This is a genomic window from Bifidobacterium sp. MSK.13.1, assembly GCF_019131435.1.
Classification (GTDB): Bacteria; Actinomycetota; Actinomycetes; order Actinomycetales; family Bifidobacteriaceae; genus Bifidobacterium; species Bifidobacterium pseudocatenulatum.
Genome location: NZ_JAHOMM010000009.1, coordinates 23025 through 40940, shown reverse-complemented (window position 1 = coordinate 40940; position 17916 = coordinate 23025). Strand labels below are relative to the sequence as shown.

Here is a 17916-nt window from a genome sequence, read left to right as displayed (position 1 = left end):
CATGGAGTTGGATCAACAGAACAACCGTAATCCGGGCCCCACTATTTCAGGCAGGTACATGCAATGAACGCAAGACTGCACCATAACGGCCGTTCGCAAGGATGCGTCGGCATCGACATCGGCGGAACGAAAATCGAAGGCGTGCTGCTCGACGCAACAGACCGCGTCATCGACGTCTGCCGTATGCCATCGCACTCCGGTGAAAGCAATGTCGTAACCGACATCGTGCGCGTCGCCCGCATACTGTCCAACGAAGCGCTGCCCATCGGCATTGGCATTCCAGGGCAGGTGAACTGCGCGACCGGGCAAGTGAGCAACGTCGTCAATCTTGATATTGAAACGTTGGAACTTGGCGAACGCGTCAGCGCAATCATGCACGCTCCGGTGCACGTGGAAAACGATGTGAACGCGGCTGCGGTCGGAGCCGCGGAATTCGTGGAACAAGTCGACGGCAACGCAACCGTCGTATTCCTCAACTTCGGCACGGGACTGGCCGCAGGACTCGTGCGCGGCGGGCAAGCCGAACACGGGTACAGCGGATCCATCGGCGAAATCGGGCACCTACCCATCGACCCCAACGGATTCGAATGCCCATGCGGGCAGCGTGGATGCTTGGAAACCGTGGCATCCGGCGGGGCCGTGGCAAAACTTTGGCCCTCCGCAAACCCGCCCATGCCTGATCTCATCCGCAAAGCGCGGCAAGGAGACGGGCATGCCAACGACGTGCTCGCCATGGTGGCCCACGCCATGGGCGACACCATCCAAATCGTCGCGCAAGCCTACGATCCGCAACGCATCATCATTGGCGGAGGCATGGCGAAAACCGGTGACGCACTCATCGAAGTCATCCAAGCCGAACTGAGCCGCAGAGCCGAAGGATGCCGATTCCTGACCACACTCGACATCGCATCGAACATCAGAATCGCAGCCATGGACCAACCAATCGGCGCAATCGGCGCGGCGCTCGCGGCAAAACGAGCGCAACCGCAATCGTGAATGCGTGATACTTCAGGCAGACTGGAACAAGCGCAACAATTCCGGAAATCCAGATCCGGCAATCCCGGCAATCCCGGCAATCCGAGAATCACAATCGAGAATTGAAATCGATAATCGACAATCGAAAGGCGAATCGATGGCAAGCGAGAACACCCGCAAATGGGCGATCATTCCCGAACCGAACAGCATGACGGTCGGCGAAGGCACGGTGCTGTTGCCCTATGCGGGGCGCGTGAACGAATCCATTGCGATTGGCGATGGCGATTTCCTGCTTGCGCATCAGCTTGTTGCCGACATACGTTCCGCGACAGGCACTGATTGGGATATTGCGACGGGCGATATGTGGTCGGGCTTCATCAGATTGCGTATTGCGGATTCGCGGGATTTCGATTCGCAGGATGGCGGTACCGCCGGCGCATACACGCTGACTATCAACACTGACGGCATTACGATTACCGGTTGCGATTTCGAGGGTGTGCGCAACGGCGTGCAGACCCTGCGTCAACTCATACGGCAAAACGGTGCCGTACTGCCGGAACTGCAGATTGCAGATGCCCCCGCATGCCAAATCAGGGGATATTATTTGGACGCGACGCGCGGCCGCGTGCCAACGCTCGCATGGCTCAAACAGTGGGCCGACAAACTCTGCCTCTACAAATACAACCAATTGCAGCTGTACATCGAGCATACGTTCGCATTCGACGGTATGAGCGAAACATGGCGCGGATCAAGCCCGCTCACGCCGGCAGACACACTCGAATTCGACCAATACTGCGCGAACCTTGGCATCGAACTCGTGCCGTCAGTCTCCACATTCGGACACCAATATGTGGCGATGCGCACGCAGGAACTGCGCGAACTCGGCGAATTCCCCGAAGACGCAGACCGGCCGTTCAGCTTCATCGAACGCATGAGGCACCACACGCTCAACGTCGCCGACGATCGAGCCTTCGCATTCTCTGCGCAACTGGTCGACTCGTATCTGCAACTTTTCCGTTCGAAGCGATTCAACATCTGCGCCGACGAAACCTTCGACCTCGGCAAAGGCAAGTCGAAGCAGGAAGCGCAACGCGTGGGCGTCGCAGCGCTGTACGCAACATATGTGGGCAAACTCTGCGAACACCTGTCCCAGCAAGGCCGCGAACCCATGTTCTGGGGAGACATCGCCATCGAAATGCCGGAAATCCTCGAAACCCTGCCGAACAATGTCACCCTGCTGAACTGGCAGTACGAACCGGAAGCGACCGACGAAAAAATCCAACTCGTGGCGCAAGCCGGAGCCAAACAAATCGTATGCCCGGCCGTATGGGGGTGGAATGCGCTGCTGCCGCGCATCGACGATGCGTGGAACAACATCGCACGCATCGCGCGCTACGGCATCGACTGCGGTGCGGAAGGCATGCTCGTCACCGATTGGGGCGATTTTGGGCATGTCAACGATCCGCGCATGGCCGTGCCCGGCATGATATTCGGTGCGCAATATGCGTGGAATCCTGCCGGAGATACTGCCGAAAATGATTTGCTTGAGCGTATTTCGCGCGTCGAATATGGCGATTGCAGCGCACGATTCGTTGCATTGCTTCGTAACGCTTCCGCGCAAGCCGTATTCACTTGGCGTGAGCTTGTGGAATATCTCGAATTGGATGACGGCACGGGAAACTGCAATACCGATGTTGCGCAAACCATTCCCTGCCTGGCCGATCGCTTGGTTGATCATTTATCTGACTGTGGAAACGCAATGACTGTGCGTGAAGCACGCAATCGCATGATGCGCAATATGGCAACGACAATCGAACGAATTCCGCAAGCCAATCGTGCATTGCAACAATGCATGGTCGACATCGCGCCGATTGCGGCACATATGGGAAATCCGGGCATTACTGCTGCCGTACGCATCGCCATGGAAGGGCAGCTGCTGCTCAATCGAGTGGGATTCGCGCTCGCCGAAGCACATGACGTGCGTGATGCGCATGACGCTGGCGATTGGCGGCCTTCCGATTATCGTGCGCTGGCGCGCGAGCTCGAATGCTGGTGCGAGGCCTATGCGAAGGAATGGAACGCGACAAGCCAACCGTCGGAACTGCATCGCATTCAGGAAACCGTGTGGAAAGCAGCCGACGAGCTTCGCCGAATCAGCAAATAAATCATCAAACAAATCCTCAAGAAATCAGCAAAACGAAAAACGTCAATCCAATGCCAATGAAAGGAACATCATGACCGAAGTCATCATCGTGAAAAACGAGCGCGAAGCAGGCGATATTTACGGCCGTTCAGTCGCCGATCTCATCAAAACCAAGCCGAATGCGGTGCTGGGACTGGCAACCGGATCCAGTCCGCTCGCCGCATACCAGTCGCTCGCACGCATTGTGCACAGCGAGCATATTGACGTATCGCAGGTGCGTGGTTTCGCATTGGACGAATATTTGGGATTGCCGCTTGATCACCCGCAGTCATATCATTCCACCATTCACCGCACGGTCGTGGAACCGCTTGGACTGAACCCTGATTTGGTGCACGTGCCTGGTGACGTGCTCGACGGGGCGCCGCTGAGCGACGGCGAACGCATTGCGGCTGCCGGCCCTGCCTACGATAAGGCAATCGAAGAGGCCGGTGGCATAGATGTGCAGATTCTGGGCATTGGCACGGATGGGCATGTGGGCTTCAATGAGCCGGGATCGTCGCTTGCTTCCGGCACGCGCGTCAAAACGTTGGTTGAGCAGACGCGCATCGATAACGCCCGATTCTTTGACGACGACATCGACAAGGTGCCTACGCATTGCATCACGCAGGGTATCGGCACGATTCTCAAAGCCCGCCACTTGGTGCTGCTTGCCTTCGGTTCGGGCAAGGCCGAGGCTGTGGCCGAAACGGTGGAGGGCGGTGTGAGTGCGTTCTGCCCGGCGTCCGCGCTGCAAATGCATCCGCACGCCACCATCATTGTGGACGAGGAGGCCGCGAGCCGCCTGCGTCACAAGGACTACTACCGTTACGCCTACGCCCACAAGCCCGCCTGGCAGCGCATCTGATTGCTGCTCCGCAGTCGGTGTCCGCTAGCGTCCGGATTCTTCCACTCGCTGGAACATTCTGGACGTTTTTCGGCCTTCCAGCGGGAGGATTCCTCCACTCGCTGGAAGGTTTTGGGCAGTACGGGGGTGTTTGGCAGTCCAGATTCCTCCACTGACTGGAGGAATTGGGACTCTGAGGTGGCTGTTAGCGGGAGGATTTCTCCACTGACTGGAAGGATTGGGTTGCTGATGGGCTTGTCAGCGGGGTAATTCTTCCACTGAATGGAAGAATTGGATGCTAATTGAGGAATATGGCTGGGAGTGAATTGGAAGGTATGAAGATGGAACAGTCTCGTGAGCGGTTTGCGAATGAGGTGGACGTTGCGTTAGCGCAGTCGGCCCGTCCGTTTGCGATTCATAATGCGCGCAAAGTCGATGCGCGAGGTGTTGCGGAACATTATTGGCTGGTTTCCGATGGTAGCGCGATTATTGCGACTGGGAATCGGGACGCTGATTTTGCTGCGGCTTGCGCAAGCGTCGGTTTGGATGCCGATGCTGATTCCGATTCGGTCAGTTCGGCTGATTCCGGCAATGCCATGACCGGTTCGGCCGGTTCCGTAACCGACGCTGCAGGTCGCATGATGACTCCCGGTTATGTCGACATTCATGCGCACGGTTCGTGGGGCAGTTCCTTCGATGATGGCGTGCAGGGCATACGTTTGGCTCGCGCGGGTCACATGATGCACGGCACCACCCGCCAAGTGCTCAGTTTGATCACCAATCCGCTTGACGTGATGTGCGCCAATCTCGAAACCGTGCACGGCATGATGAGCGCCCGCCCTGACATTCTCGGCGCGCATCTGGAAGGACCGTTCCTTGCGCTGTCTCGCAAGGGTGCGCATGATCCGGAATGTTTGAAGGATCCGGTTCCCGAATATGTTGATCGGCTTTTGCAAGCGGCAGGCGGCTGTCTGCGTCAGATCACCATCGCCCCCGAATTGCCGCACGGCATTGATGCGATTCGTCGCTTCGCGGCGGCCGGAGTGGTTCCTGCGGTAGGACATTGCGATGCCGATTATGCGACCGCTCGCAAGGGTTTCGACGCGGGCGCGGGCATTATGACGCACATGTTCAATGCGATGAATGGCTTGCATCATCGCGAGCCTGGTCCAATTCCGGCTGCTGTTGAGGATCCACGCGTCACTATCGAGTTGATCAATGATGGTTTTCATGTGCAGAATCCGATGGTGCGTTTGGGATTTGGTTTCGCACCGCATCGCACGGCATTCGTGACTGATGCCATGGCTGCTACCGACTGCCCGGACGGTCATTATCTGCTGGGTGCGTTGGATGTGGATGTGATCGATGGTCACGCTCGGCTCGTGTCGAATGGTGCGATTGCCGGTTCCACGCTGACGTTGGAAAAGGCTGTTCAGCGTGCGGTGCTCGAATTGGGATTCACGCCCGCCGACGCGGTGGAGGCCGCCACGTTGACTCCGGCCAAAGCATTCGGTTTCGACCGCGCGAACCCGGTCACCAAGCAACCTCTCGGTCTGCTTGCTCCCGGCTACGCTGCCGACGTGCTTCTGCTCGATCCCGTCACCTGGTCCGTCACCCACGTCTGGTGTGACGTTCGCCCTCTCCGCTAAGGTGAGATTACTGAAGCGAGATTACTGAAGCACAATTGCAGGGCCGGCTCCGCAATAGGATGCCGGCCCTTGCCGTATCTCAAGTTTTTATATTTAGTCTTGCGGGGTGAAGCTGTCGCGTGCGACGAGACTGGTGGAGATTCGCATATGCTGGCTGATTTTGCGGTCGGCGGTCAGCGCTTCGGCAAGCATAAGCACCGCGGCTTTCGCAAGCTCGTCCTGGCTAATGTCGTACGACGACAATGCGGGAGACGTGTATTTTGCGATCTCCTGATTGTTGATGCTGATCACTTTGATATCTCGCGGCACCATCACATTTTCGGTGGCAAATGCCTGCAGCACGCCAACCGCCAACGGATCGGCTGCGACGATTACCGCGTCGGGCAGATCGTCCGCATGATCCTGCACCAACTGACGCCCCTGCAAACGGCCGTTTTCCACAGTGAACGGGCCGTCCGCATACACCAATCCTTGCGCATCCAATCCCAAGCGCAACGCCCAATTGCGGAATGCGAACGTACGAATATCTTCCGGATATTCATGCTTGCCCATAATGTTGCCCAAGCCGCCAATGAAGCCGATCCGAGAGCAACCCGACCCCATAAGCGCGTCGATCGCATCCAATATGGTTTGTTCCAAATCCGGCTGTACCGAATCGAACAATGCCGGCGCAGGATTGATGTCGATGAATACGCCGTGGGGGAGCTTCTTATGCAAGCGGTGAAGCGTCTTGTGATTTAGTGGGGACGGGCCGATCGAAATAAATCCCGCGTATTTATCGGCATCGGCGATCAGCGAATCCACGTCCTCGTGCATGGTCACGTTCATACGCTGCTCTTCGGCATGCTTGACGAGCACTTCGCGCAGCTCGTCGAAATACGCGTCCTGCAAGCCCTTGTCGGGTACGACATTGTCGAGAATCGCAACATCCTGCGGAATGGTGATGCGCTGGTATTGCGGTACGTTCTTGTATCCCATTTCCAGACTGGCGTTTAGAATCTTCTCGCGGGTGGAATCCTTCACCGAAAAAGTGGGATCGTCCTTCAAAACCCTGGAAACAGTGGCTTGGGAGAAACCTACCCGTTTCGCTATCTCTCTGATAGTGGCCATGTGAATCCTCCTCAAAGCCATCGTTGGCTAAACACGTTTACTAATTAATTTAGCACACATGCTCCCATCTCGCCATATTTCCTCCAAGCGTTTCACGAGATGAAGCAATCGTGCGACAAACGAGACTCCTCTTTACTCAGCTTGCCTCGGGGTGGCTTCGGGCAATGAAGTGCCCATGGTTTCGAGGCGCATGAGGAACTCGTTGGCGCTCATGGCGTTGCTCAACAGCGTGCCCTCGGCGAGCGTGCCTCCGATGGAACGGATGAACTCAACCTGGTCCAGGGACTCCACGCCATCGAACACCACATGGAACGCATCGTTATCGCGCGAAATCTCGAGCGTGCGCTGCATGATCTGCTTTGCGCGAGGCGTACGGAAATCGCGAACCACCGTCTTGTCGAATCGTGCGAAATCCAATGGCAGATGCGCGAACGCGGCAACCTCCGAATACGTGGTGCCAGCATTGGTCAAACCCAACTCGACGTTCGGCAAAGCGGCAAGAGCGGCAACCTCATCATCAACTTCATCATGCACCACATGAATGGCATGCGATCCCAACTGCAGGCCGAAACGCAGCTGTGGCTGCTCATGAGTCAACTGCTCCAAGCGCTCGTGGAAGATGGACGCGCCTAATTCCGAACCATTCATGCAAATGTCCACAATATCCAATTCGGGTGCCACCTTGCGGAATGCGGTCATGTCTTTCACGCAGGTTTCCAGCACGTCGAGCGTCAGCTGCACGCTCATGTTGAGACGATGCGCTTCAGCCGTTACGAAATACGGTGCCAGCGTACGGCCCTTCGCGTCATGCACGCGCACAATCGTATCCAGCGAAGTGATACGTTTCGTATTCACATCGAAAATCGGCTGGTAGAGCACGGAAATCGTATTGTCTTCGATCGCATGGCGAAGCACGTCGGAAGCGTTGAAATAGTCTCCCGAACCATTCTGCGCGGCGAGCGTGGACGTCATGCCGTCGACCACGGGCAGATTGGAGCTCTCCGACTCGTAGATGTGCGCGCTCGCATCGGCGAGGAGCACGGAGAAGCCGTCTGTCGCATTCGAGAACGAAATGCTGCTCGATACGTCCACGGAAACCTCGCCTTCTTCGGTGTATACCGGCATGACGGCAAGATTGCGCATGCGCGTGGCCAACTCCTCCACATCGCTGGTTGACGTCACATCGGTTACGATCATGGCGAATTCCGCGCCGTTCACGCGCGAAAGCGTGGCGTTTCCCGGCAGCAGCTGGCTTAAACGCATGCCCACGGATCGCAGCACGGCATTGCCGATTTTGCGTCCATAATGTTCGTTGACGGTGCGCAAATGCTCCACGCCGAAATACACCACGGCAACCAGATTATGCACATTCTCGGTCTGCAGACTCTTCAAATGTCCGATGAACGCACGATACGTGAGTGCGCCGGTCAGCGTATCCGTTTCCGATTCGGTGCGTAGCAGCGTCACTTCCTTGTTCACGCGTAACGATTCGGTAAGCACTTCGCCGCAGGTGAGCAATATCGTCTCGTCGGTCGACATGAACGGACGATTCCAAATACTGCGTTCCATCGCGAGATAATACTGTCGCGAGCCGGTGGAAATAGGCGCGGAATAGCGGTAGGAATACCCTCTTTTATCAAGATTGTTTGCATTGCTGATGAAACAGCGCATGCGGGTGAGGCCACGATTGATGCGTCTTACGACGGTCTCTTCCGGCACTTGATTCGGCAACGGCAGCGCGTCGCTCACATTCGCTATGCATTTCAACGCACTTCGGGATCGCGTGAGCCGGCTCATCGTATCGACCGTCATCAGCAACAGCGAGTAGGCGATCAGTGCCAGCATGAACACGGAAAGCACGGTGGCAGTATCCGAGCCAATATTGGCGAACTCCAGAATTTCAGGAATCCACACAATCGCCATCAAATCAGCCAAAGCCATGGCAAGAATGTGAGACAGCGAATACTCGCGCATGGCTTTACGAATCGGAATTTGTACAAAAAAGAACGTTACAATATCACAAATCAATCGAATAATCGGCACTGCAACAGTCATAATCAGTAATGGCAGCAACCAATGCTGGAATTGATAAGGATTAATCGCAGCATTGACGGAATTCTGGCTGATGATAATTGACAGTACGTGAGAAGTGTTCGCAAATAATATTTTGATCAGTGGGATTGGCGCAAGCGTGGTTCCGGCGCGAAGAATGCCGATTTTCAGACTGCGTGCGGTGATGATCGACGTGATGATGGTAACGATGATCAGGAACATGGCCACGTCGGGAAAATAGCCGGTTATCAGCAGTATGACGGTCAACGGTGGCAGCACGGTGTGTTCGGCGGCAACGCGATACGACGAACGCTTTTTGTGGTAGATCAGGCACAGCAGAAAGCACAGCGACCATATGCAGATGCGCGCAGGGTCTTCCATAAGTTGCTGCACGCCTTCCTGTGCATGGAATGCGATTGCGGCCGCAATGCACAACGCATAGATGATGGCCAGAATGGTGAGTCTGGCTGGTTTTCTGATGCCGTCTTTTGGCTGGCTGCCGGTGGCTGCCTGATGCTTTGATTGCTTCGATGTCATGATTGCCTGATTTCGTTCCCCTGTTGCGTGCCACTTTTACTGAAAAGTAGCGACTGCCTTGTGTTCCTGCCTTGTATTGTGTCTGTGGTTGCGTCTCGCTGCGGCAAGCGTTTATAACACCGGTCCGATGATGCGCCACGGTGCGTTCGTGCCTTCCTCGGCGCTGTCCGGCTGCTCGTTTTCGTTGTTGCCCAACGATTCGTAGATATTGCCGTTCCAGATCACCTTGTCGCCTTGCTTGTACAGTACTCCCGGTTCCCACGTGGGGTAGGCCTGCTGCGAGGAATTCCAGCTGGCATTGTCGAAGTCGACGAGCGTGCCCGGCGTGCCTCGGAATCCTGACCCCAATGTGGTGGCGAATTCGCCGTCCGTCTGTTTCATGCCGCTGCAGAACGTTTTGAGCGTGTTGGTGTTCGTATAGTTTTCGCCGCATTGCTGGTCGCGGTTCAGCGACCACATGCTTAAGTGGCCCAGGCTTGTTTCCAGTGCGAACGTGTTGATTTCGCGCGCATTGTCGAGCGTGAAATACTCGTTTTTGGTATCGTTCTGGCCGATGAGCACGGTGGCTCCCAACAGCTCCCAGATCTGATGGTCGCTGAAGAGTTTGCCGCGACTGTACAGCAACGTTTTGTATTGCGCGTGGGCCGCGTTCAGCGAACTTTTGATCAGCGTGGATTGCGTGATCGACGTGGACGCCACGTTGAAATCCATGGTCATGAGATTTACGGTGGATAGCGTCACGCCGGCATCCAGAAACGCGTTCACGGTTTGCATTCCTTGCGTTGTAAGACCTTTCGCGTCGGCTGGAAGCGTCAAACTGATGATCAGATCGTGACTGGTATCGTCTTTCCCTTTGTTTTTGGCTTTTCGTTGGCGATGAGTTTTGCCACGGCTTGCGCTCGCCGGGTTGCGGTTTCGCTGTACCCGTCGAGATTCGAGTTTTCGATGTCGAAGTCGAGCGAGGTGATGTGATAGCGGTCGATCACCTGCTGGTATGCGTCGGCAAGGGAATCGACGTCGGAACATGCGCTGGCAAGTTCGGTGCCGTTCTGCCCGCCGAAGCTGACGGTTACCGTGCGATCGGTTTTGTAGGTTTGCGCGATACGGCTGTCGAGATCGAGCGTGGAGGCCGCTTCGTCGAGCGTGTAGTAGCCGCCCCAGCTTGGCTGGCAGCCGTCGCCGGCGGTGACGAATCCGAGAATCACATTCCGGTAGACGTTGCCTACCTTGGATTCGAACTCGTATGAGGGTGTTGCGGTCACGTCCACATAGCCGCCGAACCAAGGTTCCGGCAATTTCTTAGCCGCCGTTCGCGTGAACGTGATCCACGACCATGTGCCGGCCGCGACGAGCGCGATGCACAGTATCGCTATGAACAGTCGGAGGAAGGAAAATCGTCTTCCTGGAAACAGGGGTTTCATCATTCCCTTTCGAAATCGTCAGGTCACCAATGCTGATGGGGACATTGGGGCGTCTAGCAGGCTGTGTCCCGCTGGGCTTCAGTGCATATGCGGGGGATTTTACGGGGGATTAAGCTTTCCTCTCGTGCGCTGTTTTTCTTATATCTCGCTTACAGTTAGGGAGTGTAGTCTGTGGCTAGTACGACGATTTCAACAGTGATGTATGGTTTATGCAGGTGAGGCAGCGCTGATAAGGCAAAGGGGTATATGGTGGCAAAAATAGGGGATTTTGACGGCGATGACCGCAGGCACCAGTGGGGTGCTGAAACCTCCACGCAACCGCTTGCGATCATGCATGCCAAGCCTTCGCCAACGCGCGTTGTGCGTGGTTACGTTGCCATCATCTGCACGGTTGTTTCATGGCTGATCTACATGATCACGATGATTCTGTCGTTGTTCGTCAACAATCCTTCACTCACGTTACGTTTCGTGGTTGAAGGCGTGCTGTACATGACGATTGTGACCACGCTGATTTTCAGCGCGCTCGTCTACTTGACCACACGGCAAGGGGCGCTATACCGTTTCATCCGGCATGAACGCGTGCCTCGGGCGATGCTCGACGACCATTTCGCACACAACTACGATAAGGGAATCACAGTGCTGATTCCTTCGTACGTGGAACAGCCGAAAGTCGTCGAAAAAACGATCTGGTCGGCGGCATTGCAGGAATTTCCCGACCTTGCAGTCGTACTCCTAATCGACGATCCTCCGCATCCTAACAATGACGAAGCGCGAGCGATTCTCAAAGCAAGCCGCGAACTCATGCCGAAAGTATTGGCCGAATTGGCGGCACCTGCGGAACGTTTCACCAAAGCGCGCGACGAAACCGTTGCGGCGCTCGCCGATCAGATGGACGCAAGGCGTAGTGTGGTCGCACGCTGTGCGGAAGACTATCGTGCGGCCGCGCAATGGTTGGAGCATAAGGCCGACACATGGCTGGTCGAAGATCATACCGACGATTTCTTCTGCGACCAGGTATTGCGCGGTCTTGCACGCGACCTGCGTTTGACGGAACAGGCGTTGAACGAATCGATCACCCTGCAGCAGCATGTCGACGCGAATCGCATTCTGCAACTGTACGAACGTTTGGTACGCATTTTCACCGCAAAAGGATGGTCGTTCGAACGCAAGCTGTATGCGTCGACCTCCCGTGAAGGCAACAAAGCCATGAATCTGAATTCGTTCATCGGATTGATGGGGCACTCGCTCAAGCGCGTGGAAACGTCGGACGGGGTGATTCTGCGTGACGTGCGCGAGGGAGAATCTCCCGATTTCGTGATGCGCAATTCCGAATACGTGCTGACGTTGGACGCCGATTCCATGCTGTTGCGCGACTACTGCCTGCGCTTGGTGTACCAGATGGAACAGCCCGGCAATGAGCGCGTGGCCGTGATCCAAACCCCGTATTCCTCGTATCGTGGCGCGCCGACGCGAATCGAACGCATCGCGGCCGCCACCACCGACATTCAGCACATGCTGCATCAGGGCATGACCTACTATGACGCCACGTTCTGGGTAGGTGCGAACGCGGTGATCCGCAAGGCCGCGCTCGACGATATCTGCGTGGTGTCGACTGAGGGCACGCGCACGGTGAAAACGTATATTCAGGATCGCACGGTGATCGAAGACACCGAATCCAGTATCGATTTGGGTTATTTCGGCTGGCATTTGGTCAACTATCCGGAGCGGTTGAGCTATAGTGCCACCCCGCCTGATTTCGGTTCGTTGGTGGTGCAGCGGCGGCGTTGGGCGAATGGCGGTCTGCTGATCATCGGCAAATTCTTCCGTATTGTGCACGCGCGGCATCAGCAGGGCAATGATGTGAAGCTGGGTGAGTGGGCGCTGCGCGTGAACTATATGGCGTCCATCGCATGGTCGAGTTTCGGCCTGATGTTCCTCTTGGCATATCCGTTCGACCAGCGGTTGCTGAGCCCGTGGGTGGTGCTCGCGTCGCTGCCGTATTTTGCCACCATGTCGAGCGATTTGAAACGCAACGGGTATAAACGTTCCGATATTTTCCGTATTTACGGCTTCAACATCGTGCTGTTGACGGTGAATCTTTCCGGTACGCTCAAGTCGATTCAGCAGGGCATGACGAACACGAAGATTCCGTTCGCGCGTACGCCGAAAGTCAATAATCGTACCGCTTCTCCGGCATTGTATGTGACGATGCCGTGGGTGATCATCATTTACTCGTGCATGGTGTTCTACGCCGATACGCTTTCGCACAATTGGGGCAACGCGGTGTTCGCCGGCTTCAATGCGATCGTGACGTTCTGGGCGTTGACCGCGTATATCGGCATCTGGCATTCCGTGCAAGACATGGTGGTTGGTCTGGTCCGTTGGTTCTTCGTGCCGATCAAGGAGCCTCAGCAGGAGGCGGCCCGCAAGAAGGCCTCTTGGCGTGACGCCCTCTACTTCGGCGACCGCCAAATGATCTACGAGTCCCGCCCGCTATAGCGTGCTCCCCGTGTCGGTCTGCACTTTCTTCGGGTTTTTGAAAGGACTGTCGTACGATTTCAAAAATCTGACCGCGCGATTCCGAAATAAAGGTAAATTTTCCAATCGTGCGGTCAGCAAATCAAAATCGTGCGACAGGGCTAGAAATCGTATGACGGGAATCGGGATAGTGCGGTTAATAAACCGAAATCGTGCGACGAAATTGCAAAATCGTCAGTCGGGGTTTAAAAAGCCGTGTAGCAGAAAATCTTGTCACGTGTTTGAGTCGAATCTCCGTGAGGCACTGTTGTGGGTGCCGTAAAGTATAAGGAAAAGGGGCGCCGATGATTCAACGTAATAACGATTGGAGCGCTATGCAGCAAAGCTTATATCACGATATGCAGGTCGATTCGTCGGGTGCGTTCGCCGCGCGCAGTCCGCTGGACTCGCTGGCGGTTGCGGCACCAGGGCGCACACGTTGCGTGAACGCCGAGAATCCCACGGGCGGCAAGGGCGCTGCGGCCACTGCAGCCAGTGCACTTGGCCCGTCGCGCAAGGGCAGTCCGTGCATCCAGACCGTGAAAGCGGGGGAGAGCGTCACACTGATGGACGTGGACGGTCCGGGCGTGATCCGCCATATTTGGATGACCGTCACCGACCGAACCTCCCCGACCGGTCCGAACGTGCTTCGCAACCTGATCCTGGAATTCTATTGGGATGGCGAGGAAACCCCGTCCGTGCAATGCCCGGTCGGCGACTTCTTCTGCTGCGGCCACGCGCAGGCCTGCCGAGTCAATTCGATGCCGGTGGTGGTCGTGCCCAATCGCGGTTTCAACTGCTACTTCTCCATGCCGTTCGAACATGCGCGCATCGTGCTCCGCAACGATCACAATGAAGACGTTCCCGCGTTCTTCTACCAGATCGACTACACCGAATACGATGCGCTTCCGGCCGGCACCATGCGTTTTCATGCGCAGTGGCGTCGCGAGCGCGTCACCGAACTGGCCCGCGACTATGTGGTGCTCGACGGCGTGCATGGTCGTGGCGCGTATATCGGCACGTATCTGGCGCTCACCGCGTTGGAAAGCCGCTGGTGGGGCGAGGGTGAAGTCAAGATGTACATCGATGGGGACGACCAGTATCCCACGTGGTGCAGCACCGGTGCCGAGGATTATTTCGGTGGCGCGTGGAGTTTCGCCGATTTCGACGAGCATGGGCGTATGCATGAGCAGACGTTCTGTGCGCCGTACGTCGGTTTCCCGTTCTATTCGCAGCGTCTCGCCTCGCATCGCGAGAGCGCGTATTGGGATGTGAATACGCCGGTGACCCGCGGATTGTATCGCTGGCACATTCCCGATCCGATTTATTTCGAACATGATTTGCGTGTGGAATGGCAGCAGATCGGTACTGAGGAGGGCGGCAATTTCGAGCGTCAGGACGACGTCGCTTCCGTCGCGTACTGGTATCAGCTCGAGCCGCATACACCGTTCGATCCGATTGGCGATCGTCGCTTCCGTCAGCCCCGCTGATTTTTGCCCCCAAGCTTACGATTTTCGGCCTATCCGGTCGGTTCGGGGGTGTTGTGCTGTCTGCGCGACTTGCGTTCTGCGTCTGCACAACCCGGGTTTTAACCCGATTTTATGGGTTGTGCAGATGCAGGGTGCGGGTTGCGCAGGCGGGAAACGTGACTAGATGGGGTTAGATGTCACGGCGTCTGCTGCGCTGATTATCGTGCGAACGTTCTGCGCATCCAAGAGACAGCCAGCTGCGGCCAGATCTGGATACTCGGTTCAATGCCGTTGACGCCCTGCCATGCGGTTTCCGCAGTGCCCAACGACAGTCCATGCCCGCCTTGCGGGAATAGGTGCGCTTCGATGCTGACTCCGGCTTTCTTGCAAGCGTCGATCAGCATCAGTGTGTTTTCGTATGGCACGGTTTCGTCGGGAACGGTATGCCATGCGAAAACCGGCGGTGTTTTGGCGTCGATATGACGTTCGATCGACACGGATTCAAGCGCTTGTGAATCGTTGCGGCGTTCACCAAGCAGCGAATCGAAACTGCCGCGATGGGCGAGCGGGCCAGACGTGATCACCGGATAGGCGAGCATCAAACCATTCGGACGCACCGCATCCGGATCGTAACCATGAGCGACAAGAACATCGTCGCTGGTGGAGGTGGCGAGATTCGCAGCAAGATGACCACCTGCGGAAAAGCCAATCACGGCAATCGCATCCGGATCGACATGCCACTCGGCGGCATGCTCACGAATCATCGTCATCGCATCGGCAGCTTCCAACAGCGCAACTGGAAAAACGGAAGGCTTCACCGAATATCGCAGCACAAAAGCGTTGAAACCGGCCGCAAGAAACTGCATCGCAATCGGCTCCGCCTCACGATCCGACGTCATTTCGTAACCGCCGCCCGGAATCACAAGCACAGACGGACGCACACGGTCGGGAACGACTTCTTCGCTGTTATCAAGGCAATATCCGACGAATTTCGCTGCGCTGCCGTCGATGCCGGAGATTTCATATTCGAAATGTTTCATATATCCATCATAGGTGGAACACGGCGCACGTTATGCAGGAACTATTTGGTCCCGCTATTTTTCGTACCTTGTGATCCGTGGACGCAAATTGTGCAGTCGGGAGAGTGTGTCCTACTCGAGCAGCCAGTCGAGGATGTTGCGGTGTCGAATGTCTTGGTAGTCGCCGAGCCCGATGGTATCCAAGGTGAGCTGTGTGACGTAGAGGAGACCTCCATATGTGAGATACCGGTCGAACAGCGCATTGTCATTTGCTGTCGGTTGCAATGCATTTCGGTATTCCGAGAAAGACAACGGCAGCATCTTGAGCTCGACATATCGTCCGGTGAAATGGATGATTTTGCGTTTTTTCAGAATCGTCCAGTGAAATGGATGATTTTTGCGGAGTGGGTGAGTGATATAGACGTGCGATTGGGCAAATCGGAAGTAATGTTGCGATCATTCGACGGAATTCACGAATGTGTATGGCCGCTCACATGTCTGATACATTTTTCTCAGCTAATTGGCAGGAACACGTATCATTCCTCCAAGACTCGGGCGCTTATATAGAACATGTCAGCAGTTACGGCGGCTGGCGAGGTTCCTGAAGAACCCCATAACTGAACCCTTCTTCTCTCTTCTCTCTCAGCCGGCGGCCCTTCTCTCCGCCGGCTTTCTTCTTTTCTGAACACGATGCATGCGATTCGTGCGATTCGCGATTTATGTTTCGCGATTTTGCCGAAAAGAGTTGCAAGACAAACGGCCGACCATGCGTGAGTAATGCATGGTCGGCCGTTTGTGATGCTGGTGATTATGCGTGGTCGCGTGCAGGCATTCGTGATTCAGCAGCGCTCGTACGAGAACCTGCGCAGGCGTTCGAAGCATTCCACGCTTTCGTCAAGCCATGGCATGCCGATCACGAACACGTGGCCGAGCGTTTCGTGGCGGCGTGGCTTCGGGTCGAACAGTTCGAAATCGGCTCCCTTGCGGGCCAGTGCGGCAGCAAGCGCCAGATTGTCGGCCTCGAGGAAATCGTCGCCGCAGGTCACGATGAACAGTGGCGGCAGGTTGACGTTGAACGCCAGGCCTTCGGCGGTGAGGAACTTCGGGTCGGCGGCTTCGATGCCGTCGAAGAATTCGACGCCCAGCATCTGTTCGAGTCCGGTGCGGCGATTCGGATCGTAGCCTACGGTCAGTTCGCTTCCCATGGTTTCCAACGATGCGGAACTGTAGGCACCGCACACCGGAGCGGCACCGGCGAAACCAATGCCCGAAGGCTCATCCACGCCGAATGCGGCCGCGGCTTCGGCATTGTTTTCAATCGCCAACGTCAGCATGGTCAACGCGCCGCCTGCCGAATCGCCGGTGAGGAACACGGCGTTCGGATTAACCGGATAATCAGTCAAATGCGCCTTGATCCAACGCAATGCCGCCTGAACGTCCGCCAGCTGACCCCTCAAATCGGTTTGCGGGGCCGGTCGGTAGTTCAGTGAGAATACGGCGAAGCCCGTTTCGGCCAGATGCACGTTGAAGTTGCGGTTCAATTCCTTATATCCGTAAGTGAAACCGCCGCCGTGTATATCGATGTACACCGGCAGCGTATGCCCGCAGCGCAGCACCGCATCGTGCGGTAGATACAGGTCGAGCAAATGCCCTCTGCACTGTCCGGCTTCCGTATCGTAGCCACCGTCAGGCAGGTATGGAATATCTTCGATCACGTCGATTGTGTCAGGCGTGTGCCACAGTTCGGAACGCGGGGTGTCAACCGCGATCGCGCCGAAACGCATGTCGAGAATGCCGCGGACGCGCTCTTCGGAAAGGCCTTCGAGATCGCCGTCGGTTTCCGTCCAACGTTCCGCATGGTCGATCATCTCACGGGTGATGCCATATTTTGCCGCGTATTGTGCGCTGAGTTCCTCAATGGTCTGTGTGCTCGTCATCGACGCCGTCCTTTCATGATGTTCATGCGATTGCGGCCGTTCCGTCATCGGAATGCCGCACCTCGATATATCGTACCGGTTCGATATAGAAAGCGCTACTGCGATCACCCATATTCCTTTACGTCCAGAGCGAATTTATGTAACGGTACATGCGTTGATTTTATTGCGATTGCGACACGCCGAAATCACTCACGTTGCATCAAA

13 protein-coding genes are annotated in these 17916 nt (G+C 56.1%); 6 read left to right on the top strand and 7 right to left on the bottom strand.

Going from position 1 to position 17916, the window contains the following annotated elements:
* The first annotated feature begins 63 nt into the window (after positions 1-63).
* From KSY55_RS08125 to KSY55_RS08110, 4 genes are all read left to right on the top strand, one after another.
* Positions 64-996 (top strand): ROK family protein, encoded by a 933-nt coding sequence (locus tag KSY55_RS08125; RefSeq protein ID WP_004223476.1) that lies wholly within the window; start codon positions 64-66, stop codon positions 994-996.
* Between the two features lie 136 nt (positions 997-1132).
* Positions 1133-3139 (top strand): glycoside hydrolase family 20 zincin-like fold domain-containing protein, encoded by a 2007-nt coding sequence (locus KSY55_RS08120; protein ID WP_217749675.1) that lies wholly within the window; start codon positions 1133-1135, stop codon positions 3137-3139.
* 70 nt (positions 3140-3209) lie between these two features.
* Positions 3210-4022 (top strand): glucosamine-6-phosphate deaminase, encoded by an 813-nt coding sequence (nagB, locus tag KSY55_RS08115; RefSeq protein WP_034880391.1) that lies wholly within the window; start codon positions 3210-3212, stop codon positions 4020-4022.
* A gap of 320 nt (positions 4023-4342) precedes the next feature.
* A complete protein-coding gene (locus KSY55_RS08110; protein WP_217749685.1) occupies positions 4343-5650 on the top strand; it encodes an N-acetylglucosamine-6-phosphate deacetylase in 1308 nt (435 codons plus the stop codon).
* Positions 5651-5743: 93 nt separating this feature from the next.
* Here KSY55_RS08110 and KSY55_RS08105 read toward each other — a convergent pair whose 3' ends face one another.
* The 4 genes from KSY55_RS08105 to KSY55_RS09150 all read right to left on the bottom strand — a co-directional run bounded on the left by KSY55_RS08105 (position 5744) and on the right by KSY55_RS09150 (position 10773).
* Positions 5744-6760, bottom strand: coding sequence for a LacI family DNA-binding transcriptional regulator (locus KSY55_RS08105; RefSeq protein ID WP_022244644.1), 1017 nt, complete (start codon positions 6758-6760; stop codon positions 5744-5746).
* Positions 6761-6892: 132 nt separating this feature from the next.
* The gene (locus KSY55_RS08100) at positions 6893-9349 is read right to left on the bottom strand and encodes an EAL domain-containing protein (RefSeq protein ID WP_217749676.1); all 2457 of its coding nucleotides are present in this window, start codon (positions 9347-9349) and stop codon (positions 6893-6895) included.
* 111 nt (positions 9350-9460) lie between these two features.
* Positions 9461-10114 carry a hypothetical protein gene (locus KSY55_RS09155; protein ID WP_254881892.1) on the bottom strand — a complete coding sequence of 218 codons (654 nt, stop codon included), beginning with the start codon at positions 10112-10114 and terminating at the stop codon, positions 9461-9463.
* A gap of 59 nt (positions 10115-10173) precedes the next feature.
* Complete coding sequence (locus KSY55_RS09150) at positions 10174-10773, bottom strand: hypothetical protein (RefSeq protein ID WP_254881891.1); 600 nt, start codon at positions 10771-10773, stop codon at positions 10174-10176.
* 243 nt (positions 10774-11016) lie between these two features.
* On the opposite strand from KSY55_RS09150, the gene KSY55_RS08090 reads away from it, so the two are divergent.
* Both KSY55_RS08090 and KSY55_RS08085 read left to right on the top strand, forming a co-directional pair.
* Positions 11017-13269 carry a glycosyltransferase family 2 protein gene (locus tag KSY55_RS08090; protein ID WP_004223466.1) on the top strand — a complete coding sequence of 751 codons (2253 nt, stop codon included), beginning with the start codon at positions 11017-11019 and terminating at the stop codon, positions 13267-13269.
* Positions 13270-13646: 377 nt separating this feature from the next.
* Positions 13647-14777, top strand: coding sequence for a glycoside hydrolase family 172 protein (locus KSY55_RS08085; protein ID WP_117750481.1), 1131 nt, complete (start codon positions 13647-13649; stop codon positions 14775-14777).
* A 197-nt stretch (positions 14778-14974) separates the two neighbouring features.
* Here KSY55_RS08085 and KSY55_RS08080 read toward each other — a convergent pair whose 3' ends face one another.
* The 3 genes from KSY55_RS08080 to KSY55_RS08070 all read right to left on the bottom strand — a co-directional run bounded on the left by KSY55_RS08080 (position 14975) and on the right by KSY55_RS08070 (position 17712).
* A complete protein-coding gene (locus tag KSY55_RS08080) occupies positions 14975-15796 on the bottom strand; it encodes an alpha/beta hydrolase (RefSeq protein WP_022244687.1) in 822 nt (273 codons plus the stop codon).
* A 111-nt stretch (positions 15797-15907) separates the two neighbouring features.
* Positions 15908-16060 carry a hypothetical protein gene (locus KSY55_RS08075; protein ID WP_153881456.1) on the bottom strand — a complete coding sequence of 51 codons (153 nt, stop codon included), beginning with the start codon at positions 16058-16060 and terminating at the stop codon, positions 15908-15910.
* Between the two features lie 554 nt (positions 16061-16614).
* Positions 16615-17712 carry an alpha/beta hydrolase gene (locus tag KSY55_RS08070; RefSeq protein ID WP_004223447.1) on the bottom strand — a complete coding sequence of 366 codons (1098 nt, stop codon included), beginning with the start codon at positions 17710-17712 and terminating at the stop codon, positions 16615-16617.
* Between the last annotated feature and the right edge of the window lie 204 nt (positions 17713-17916).

Coding starts and splice junctions, on each gene's coding strand:
- KSY55_RS08105 (WP_022244644.1), bottom strand. CDS start 6,760: ATGGCCACTATCAGAGAGATAGCGAAACGGGTAGGTTTCTCCCAAGCC.
- KSY55_RS08070 (WP_004223447.1), bottom strand. CDS start 17,712: ATGACGAGCACACAGACCATTGAGGAACTCAGCGCACAATACGCGGCA.
- KSY55_RS08080 (WP_022244687.1), bottom strand. CDS start 15,796: ATGAAACATTTCGAATATGAAATCTCCGGCATCGACGGCAGCGCAGCG.
- KSY55_RS08100 (WP_217749676.1), bottom strand. CDS start 9,349: ATGACATCGAAGCAATCAAAGCATCAGGCAGCCACCGGCAGCCAGCCA.
- KSY55_RS08090 (WP_004223466.1), top strand. CDS start 11,017: ATGGTGGCAAAAATAGGGGATTTTGACGGCGATGACCGCAGGCACCAG.
- KSY55_RS08120 (WP_217749675.1), top strand. CDS start 1,133: ATGGCAAGCGAGAACACCCGCAAATGGGCGATCATTCCCGAACCGAAC.
- KSY55_RS08125 (WP_004223476.1), top strand. CDS start 64: ATGAACGCAAGACTGCACCATAACGGCCGTTCGCAAGGATGCGTCGGC.
- KSY55_RS08085 (WP_117750481.1), top strand. CDS start 13,647: ATGCAGGTCGATTCGTCGGGTGCGTTCGCCGCGCGCAGTCCGCTGGAC.
- nagB (WP_034880391.1), top strand. CDS start 3,210: ATGACCGAAGTCATCATCGTGAAAAACGAGCGCGAAGCAGGCGATATT.
- KSY55_RS08110 (WP_217749685.1), top strand. CDS start 4,343: ATGGAACAGTCTCGTGAGCGGTTTGCGAATGAGGTGGACGTTGCGTTA.
- KSY55_RS09150 (WP_254881891.1), bottom strand. CDS start 10,773: ATGATGAAACCCCTGTTTCCAGGAAGACGATTTTCCTTCCTCCGACTG.